Origin of the sequence: Paenibacillus sp. BGI2013 (genome assembly GCF_002843485.1) — a bacterium.
GTDB classification, from domain to species: Bacteria; Bacillota; Bacilli; order Paenibacillales; family Paenibacillaceae; genus Paenibacillus; species Paenibacillus amylolyticus.
The window spans coordinates 118,714-125,428 of record NZ_PJFA01000017.1 but is presented as its reverse complement, the minus strand read 5'-3'; the positions used below and the strand labels follow the sequence as shown (position 1 = coordinate 125,428).

Sequence of the window (6,715 nt, the reverse complement as noted above, 5' to 3'; positions counted from 1 at the left end):
TTCTTCGGTATACGTGTGAAATGTTTGTCCTTTTTTGGCCATAAAAATATCCCCTCCAAGTGTCACTTGAACCCTCATGATAACATGAAGGTTTTTTCAAGTGTCTACTTAAAGGGGATAATACCACATTAGACTTATTGCGTGGCTTTTAACTTCTTCGTAAGATAAAGTACAACATCGTCGTCCATAATCGTTTCTTCACCCGGCTGAATGTAATGATCATGTTTGTGTACACCGTGACCGTCTGGTATGTACCCGCGATGGGCATATAGAACTTGCGCTTTGCCATAATCGGAAAACACACCTACACCAATGCCTGCTACATCCGTTCGTTCCAGAATAACTTCCTCTGCTCGGTCCATCAACCGTGAACCAATACCTTGGCGCTGGAACTTCATTAGTACATTAAAATCGTTAATTTCGGGAATGCCTTGTTCCCTGAAAGACGGGTAGCTGGAATTCCACAATACATTCACGTATCCGGCAAATTCTCCATTCAACTCGGCTGCCAAGGTTACGCGTTCCCCATTCTGTTGTTCAGCCAAGTAATGAAGATACTGCTCAGGGGATCTCCCCCAACCCTGCTCCTGAAACGCCTTTGATATGATTACAGGATCGTTCTCATTTAATAGTCTGATATGTACACTCATTGATGAATCCTCCTTGAAAGATATTTCTAATAGCTATATTCCCAATCTATCCCGAAGCGATGTGATGTGAGCAACATGGTGTTTGCCATGCCAAGCATACATGCCCAGATTGTAATCCAGTCTTGTCGTTTCTTCCGATGAGGGATGATAAAATTGTTTGGCATAATCTGCATCTGTCAGCGCGTTTAACAGAAACACCCAACGACGATGGAGGGCATCCAGAATCTGAAGCGAGAATTCGACATCCAGGTCTCTTGAATCACTCAGTTCAGCCCAGCGCTCTTCATAATAAGGCCGAATCGTTGGTGTATCCTCTGTCAGCGCCAACTTGAAACGAATCATACTGTTCATATGGCTGTCTGCCATGTGGTGAATAACCTGTTTGAGCATCCACCCACCTTCTCGATACGGTAGACTTAATTGCTCTTCACTCAATCCCTTTACCGCTTCTCGTGCGTGTTCAGGCAACTCAGCAATGTCCTGAATCCACTTCTCCCGCTGTGCCAAAGTAACTTCACCCGTGTGTACAAATGGTCCTATCGGAAATCTTTCATCCATCCTTTATTCCTCCTTGTTTACATGATTCAAATAACTTTAAGCAGGATCTACAGGGCATATTCCATAAGCCAACAGTCTCGCATCTGTCCTTCGTGCTGCTCATGTTTCTCCAACAGCTTAATCTTTTGGAAATCACATTTCTCGTAACAGGATATCGCTCTTAAGTTCCAGGATTGAGGGTCCATAACCACTTTACGGGCTTGTTTTTCATTAATCAGATAAGCCAGCATGGATTGCATCAACTGTGTACCAATGCCTCTATTCCAGTATTCTACCTCACCAATAAACTGATCCGTTCCATAGATGATCTCATCCGTGTCTCCATAACCATACTCCGTTCGCTCTTCTTCCTCAAGCTCATAGAACTGAATGTATCCAATCGGATGTCCTCCATACTCAACGATACAACGAGTAGCACCATCTTTTTGATTGTAAAAATGCTCTCTCACCTGTTCCAGATCATGCGGCCGATCACGCCCTTCATAGTATTGAAGAACTTCCGGGTCTGACAGCCACTTCACCAGATGTTGTTCATCTTCTGTGTCCAAGAAACGTACAGTGATTTCATTCGATTCATATACATTCATCATTCTGATTACTCCTTATTGATCTTCAGATTCTCACTCGTAACCCAACTCAGATCCTTCCCTAACAAATGCTCGTTGTGAACATAATACACCATGGGATTCTCAAGCGGCTGAGTCGTTCCATCCAAAGATCTGAGCGTTAACCGCAACTTGTAACTCCCTATCTCATCAGGTATCGCAAATCCTATCAGATTATCAGCTGATTTCATGCTTTTCCCCTGGGCCTTCAGATACTTTTCCAGAATGACTTGATCAAGATAGGAGCTGCCAACAGACGAGGGCATGTACCACGCATCATCTTGTTCTTCAGTGAATGTGACCCCTTCCCATCCAGGGACAACGGGATACACCATATGCTGGTCCTTGTCTTCTCTTTTTCGCGTTATCTCTAACTCTACCTCAACTACATCCGTATCAATCTGCCTGATCGTGCCTGCCATCACAACATCCTGGGCACTCACACTTGGAATAACATAGCTGTATATGAGCAGAGTCACCAAGAGGATTATCGTTATTCCCGTAATCCAAAATATTGTACTTTTACGCATCTGTCTGATCCTCCCGTCTGGTTAATCATACTTCTGGAGTAGCTCCTCCTCTGTTAAAGATTGAGTTAACCTATCCAACTCAGGTGATGTCATCCAATCACTAGAGGTATTCAATCCATGCTTGATGGTATGTATCGCGCTATGTGCAGACATGTATATATTATGGTGGATTCCAGGTTGGACAATGATGTGCTCTCCTGCACGCACCACTCGAATCGAAAACATCTGATCGTCTCCATAACTGGCATACGCAATCCATCCGGTTTGCACCACATAAAACTCCGTTAGATTGATATGTACATGACTGTTTTGCCATGCTCCCTGGAAAGAGGCAACGGTTCTACAATAATAACTGCCGTCTTCTGTTATCATTTTATATTTCTGTTCCCCGTTCGCCATCTGCTCAAAGCTGGTTTTGACACCCGTTTCACCATATTTCTGTTCTGAAAATTCTGTGTTCAATCTGCTTCAGCTCCTTATGGCCTGCCAAATATACTTGCATTCTCTTACAGCAGTTCTACCATCAACCCGGTTCTCCTTCAGCTTGACTTTCAGCTGTTCCCGGTACTCAGGCTGTGTATAATCCGGGTTTCCGGGGATATCGGAGAGAAAGATGGCAAACTCTTTTTCATCCGAGAAAATCATAAGTGCTTCGTTATATTCCTCAATCTTGATATCCTTAAACGCATTTCTTTCCAAACGCTCACGTACCTTTGTTATATCCGTATGAATACCAATCATAACTCCACCCTTTTGTAGCAATCTCCCATGCTCAATAATGGAAGTTGGACCTCTGCGATCATAGATCAGACCAAATTGCTTATCTTCAAATGGCATCTTTTCTTTCGTGCTTACACAGACAAATTTCACATTTGTTTTCGTGCTTGAATGAAGACTGTTCCGAGCTATCTTTATCATCTCTTCCGAATTATCAACCCCTATAATGTGATCGGTATATTCCGACATTTTCAACGTAAACTCCCCATGTCCACAGCCTGCATCTAGCACGGATGTATACTGAGGCAGAAGCTTAATCAACCGCTCTTCAAAAATATCTTCAGCAGAGTTACCTTCCAGCGTATACAAAGCCCTACCCTTGTATCCCCCATTACGTTGTGCAATCATATCGTACCATTCCATGCTCATAGAGTTCCCCCTGACAAAAATTCCCTTTATTTAAACATTCGACATAGGTACGTCGATTCTCCTGTTTGGATATACGATATATCTTTGCTAAAATATGAAACGCTTCTCTTCCAGCTTCCGTATTAAGGTCGAAGCCGTATGTATCCCATATAATAAACCATCTGATCTGGAGGTAGAGCGCATGTCATTTTTCAAGAAAATGTTAGCCAGTGTAGGTGTTGGAGCAGCCAAAGTAAATACGGAATTGCATACACCAGAGGTCACGCCTGGAGGAATCATCTCGGGGGTTGTGTACATTGAAGGTGGAGATGTGGAACAGAACGTAGATCGAATCTATCTTTCAATCAAAACCCATTACATACGGGAGCACGATGATCGTAAAGTAAAAGAAACAGCCGTTATAGCCAAATATCTGCTCACCGAAGGTTTCACCTTACAGCCTGGAGCCAAATTGGAGAAAGACTTTTCATTTGACCTCCCAGAAAATCTGCCAATTACACTGCATCGTGCAGAGGTATGGGTGGAGACGGGCCTCGATATTTCAAGTGCTGTAGACCCCTCAGACCGGGACAGACTGCATGTTGTTCCTAGCAAAGACATGAACACCGTGCTCGATGCAATTGATATCCTTGGTTTCAAGCTCCGTGAAGTAACCAATGACTATGCGCCGAAGCTGGGCGGTAATCTGCCATTTGTGCAGGAATTCGAATTTGTACCAACAAACAAGTTTCGTGGGCATCTGGATGAGTTGGAAGTGCTGTTCTATCCCATGGGCGATTCGCTGGAGCTGCTATTACAGATCGATCGCCGCGCTCGTGGACTCAGTGGAATATTCTCGGAAGCGATGGGCACGGATGAAAGTTTTGTCCGCCTGCATCTATATGAAAGACATCTGGCGCGAGGGGCGCATTCTGTCGCTCAAGGACTAGAAGAAATCATTTCCAAACATATCTAATCTATAGTTTGTGTTAACGAATAAAAACCGTCCTCTATCAGACAAATCTGATGAAGGACGGTTTTTGGGTTGGTTCAGTTTCACATAGTAACGAGCTGATCTATATATGTTCCCTTTAACAATTACACGATAACGGAGAGGACAGAAATAACTTGAAGAAGCAAAGCGTTCGCCTTTATCCACGGATTTTCCCCTTTCGAAAAGGGGATCAGAAAAATCTGGGGATAACAGCGATCGTAAGGTTGTTCTGTACTCGGAGTGTCCGTGTAATTATCCATTAGCGAACATATATATATTAATACACTTCGGTACTTTTCAGACTCAACGTTTCACATACAAGTTGGGCAAAGGCATCGAAGCTTTCGCAGGATCGCAGGCTTTCCAGTTGCTCCTCCTGCCGGATCAATTCTACAAACAGATCATATATCCCCATCGCCTGTTCGTAATCCTCTTTGCAGATAGATAACATAAATACAGCATGTACTTCATTCTCCTCATCCCACGGAATCGGCTTCTCAAGCAGGCATACCGATACGGTCGTACGAGTTGAACTCAGCTCCATGGGATGCGGAATCGCCATACCTCTTCCAAGCGCGGTTGAAGCCATCTTTTCCCGCTCCTGCACAGCTGGCCAGAATTGCTCCGTCACGATTCCCTTCTCCAACAGCGCTCCGCTCATCTCAGCCATAAGTGTCATTTTGTCAGGCTGATCGGACCGAAACATGAACAACGCTGGATCAAAGTAACGCAGTAGCGTCATTTCCTCCTGCTCATCACTGGTTCGCACCAGATGAGTGATCGTTGCCATGTCTCGTTCCGATGGAATCGCAGCAATGACAGCCGACGGTTTGCCTTTGGACTCACGTAACCGGATCGTGGAAATAACCAAATCTTCGGGTACACTCCCCATCTCCTCATACTCCCGTAGCGAAACCACACGAGAGACCTCCAGCTCGGCAAATAACGAACGCAATCTCGATTCAAGAATACGGGCTGTGCCGTATCCTGACCCACAGACGAGTAATACGGATTTCCGTTTGCGATGAGGAATCTGGTATTTACGTTCCAATGCTGCACCAATATGAAGAGCCAGGTAACCAATCTCACTGTCATTGATCTCATGAGGTACGTATGTCTGTAGCTGTTTCACTGCACTTATCGTAATCTCATAGGCGAGTGGATAATATTTACGTATATGTCCCAGCAGTGGATTCCGCATATTCATGCCATGTTCCAGGCGAGTAATCATGGGCTTCAGATGGGCATACAGATCATTCGGCAATCGTTCATCATCACGCAGATCATAGGTGTACCGATCATAGATATGACCCAACATTTGCTGTACAGCAAGATATAACGGGTCACTTCGAAGTCCATTCCAATCGGTAGCGGTCATTTTTTTGCTAACAATGTGCAGCAGCAGATAATCTCGCTCTCCAACTGGACAGTGAATGGAATATAACAACTCCAGATCCTGAATAATCTGCTGTGCAAGTTGCTGATCCTGAACATTCGCCTCCACTTTCTCGAATCGCTCCAGTTCATGCCCCTGCTTAATACGTAATACCATAACAGCCAGATGCGTAATCAGATCTTTCAGTGCCACATCTGCAATACGAACATCCTGTTGGCCTACATGGCGAATGACGATCTCGCGGATGTGCGCGGGTTCGATTGGATACAACAAACGTTCCTGTGCAACGGTCATTCCTTCGGGGCCCAGTTCTTCATCTCGCGAATCGGCGTACTCGGCAAGGCAATAGCGGAACCTGTGCTCGTCCCCGACGACCTTCACACCATGTCCTGGCTTGATCTGAAGCTGAAGCTGGTAGTTCTCCAGAATCTGACGAATGATTTTCAGATCATTGTTCATTGTTGCACGGCTTATAAACAGCTGATCAGCGAGGTCTTCCATCTTGATATGACCCGGTTCACCAAGCAGCTTAAACAATTCATAACGGATACGCTCATCAGGCGAACCAGGTACTGGAGCACCTTTTTGCCCATCATCCTTCCGTTCCTCCAACAGCTCATTATACCGCTTCGCATCATGCACACGAATGGAATAACCCCGCCCACGCTTGGATTCCAGGCTCCCGCCATGCCCCGCGAGGATATGATCCAGCTTTTTCAGATCATCCCGAATAGTACGTACAGTAACTTCCAGCCTGTCTGCAAGTGCTTGGCTCGTCCAAGCCTGTTCCTGTCCTTCACCATGAATGAGGTGGAACAGCTTTTTCAACCGTTTAGTTGGAAAAATCATACCGATAT

The 6,715-nt window shown here is 45.0% G+C and carries 8 protein-coding genes; 1 reads left to right on the top strand and 7 read right to left on the bottom strand.

The features are described from left to right. Positions 1 to 134 precede the first annotated feature (134 nt). Genes CXK86_RS28485 through CXK86_RS28460 form a run of 6 tightly spaced genes read right to left on the bottom strand, consistent with a single transcriptional unit; the run spans position 135 to position 3,489 of the window. On the bottom strand, positions 135 to 650 hold the full coding sequence (locus CXK86_RS28485; RefSeq protein WP_101314962.1) for a GNAT family N-acetyltransferase: 516 nt from the start codon (positions 648 to 650) through the stop codon (positions 135 to 137). A 33-nt stretch (positions 651 to 683) separates the two neighbouring features. Beyond that, positions 684 to 1,208, bottom strand: coding sequence for a YfiT family bacillithiol transferase (locus CXK86_RS28480; RefSeq protein ID WP_091014954.1), 525 nt, complete (start codon positions 1,206 to 1,208; stop codon positions 684 to 686). Between the two features lie 47 nt (positions 1,209 to 1,255). Further along, on the bottom strand, positions 1,256 to 1,795 hold the full coding sequence (locus CXK86_RS28475; RefSeq protein WP_101314963.1) for a GNAT family N-acetyltransferase: 540 nt from the start codon (positions 1,793 to 1,795) through the stop codon (positions 1,256 to 1,258). 8 nt (positions 1,796 to 1,803) lie between these two features. Then, complete coding sequence (locus CXK86_RS28470; RefSeq protein ID WP_101314961.1) at positions 1,804 to 2,343, bottom strand: hypothetical protein; 540 nt, start codon at positions 2,341 to 2,343, stop codon at positions 1,804 to 1,806. Between the two features lie 21 nt (positions 2,344 to 2,364). Next, positions 2,365 to 2,805 (bottom strand): hypothetical protein, encoded by a 441-nt coding sequence (locus tag CXK86_RS28465; protein ID WP_101314960.1) that lies wholly within the window; start codon positions 2,803 to 2,805, stop codon positions 2,365 to 2,367. A gap of 6 nt (positions 2,806 to 2,811) precedes the next feature. After that, positions 2,812 to 3,489 (bottom strand): class I SAM-dependent methyltransferase, encoded by a 678-nt coding sequence (locus CXK86_RS28460; RefSeq protein WP_101314959.1) that lies wholly within the window; start codon positions 3,487 to 3,489, stop codon positions 2,812 to 2,814. A 181-nt stretch (positions 3,490 to 3,670) separates the two neighbouring features. Here CXK86_RS28460 and CXK86_RS28455 point away from each other — a divergent pair, with 181 nt between their 5' ends. Further along, positions 3,671 to 4,444, top strand: a complete 774-nt coding sequence (locus CXK86_RS28455) for a sporulation protein (RefSeq protein ID WP_074094224.1) — start codon at positions 3,671 to 3,673, stop codon at positions 4,442 to 4,444. 295 nt (positions 4,445 to 4,739) lie between these two features. Here the strand turns inward: CXK86_RS28455 and CXK86_RS28450 are convergent, their stop codons facing one another. Then, positions 4,740 to 6,707 (bottom strand): BglG family transcription antiterminator, encoded by a 1,968-nt coding sequence (locus CXK86_RS28450; RefSeq protein WP_101314958.1) that lies wholly within the window; start codon positions 6,705 to 6,707, stop codon positions 4,740 to 4,742. Positions 6,708 to 6,715: the final 8 nt, after the last annotated feature.

Bases quoted from the DNA above. Each gene is read 5' to 3' on its own strand.
- CXK86_RS28485 (WP_101314962.1), bottom strand. From the start codon at position 650: ATGAGTGTACATATCAGACTATTAAATGAGAACGATCCTGTAATCATA.
- CXK86_RS28480 (WP_091014954.1), bottom strand. From the start codon at position 1,208: ATGGATGAAAGATTTCCGATAGGACCATTTGTACACACGGGTGAAGTT.
- CXK86_RS28475 (WP_101314963.1), bottom strand. From the start codon at position 1,795: ATGAATGTATATGAATCGAATGAAATCACTGTACGTTTCTTGGACACA.
- CXK86_RS28470 (WP_101314961.1), bottom strand. From the start codon at position 2,343: ATGCGTAAAAGTACAATATTTTGGATTACGGGAATAACGATAATCCTC.
- CXK86_RS28460 (WP_101314959.1), bottom strand. From the start codon at position 3,489: ATGAGCATGGAATGGTACGATATGATTGCACAACGTAATGGGGGATAC.
- CXK86_RS28455 (WP_074094224.1), top strand. From the start codon at position 3,671: ATGTCATTTTTCAAGAAAATGTTAGCCAGTGTAGGTGTTGGAGCAGCC.
- CXK86_RS28450 (WP_101314958.1), bottom strand. From the start codon at position 6,707: ATGATTTTTCCAACTAAACGGTTGAAAAAGCTGTTCCACCTCATTCAT.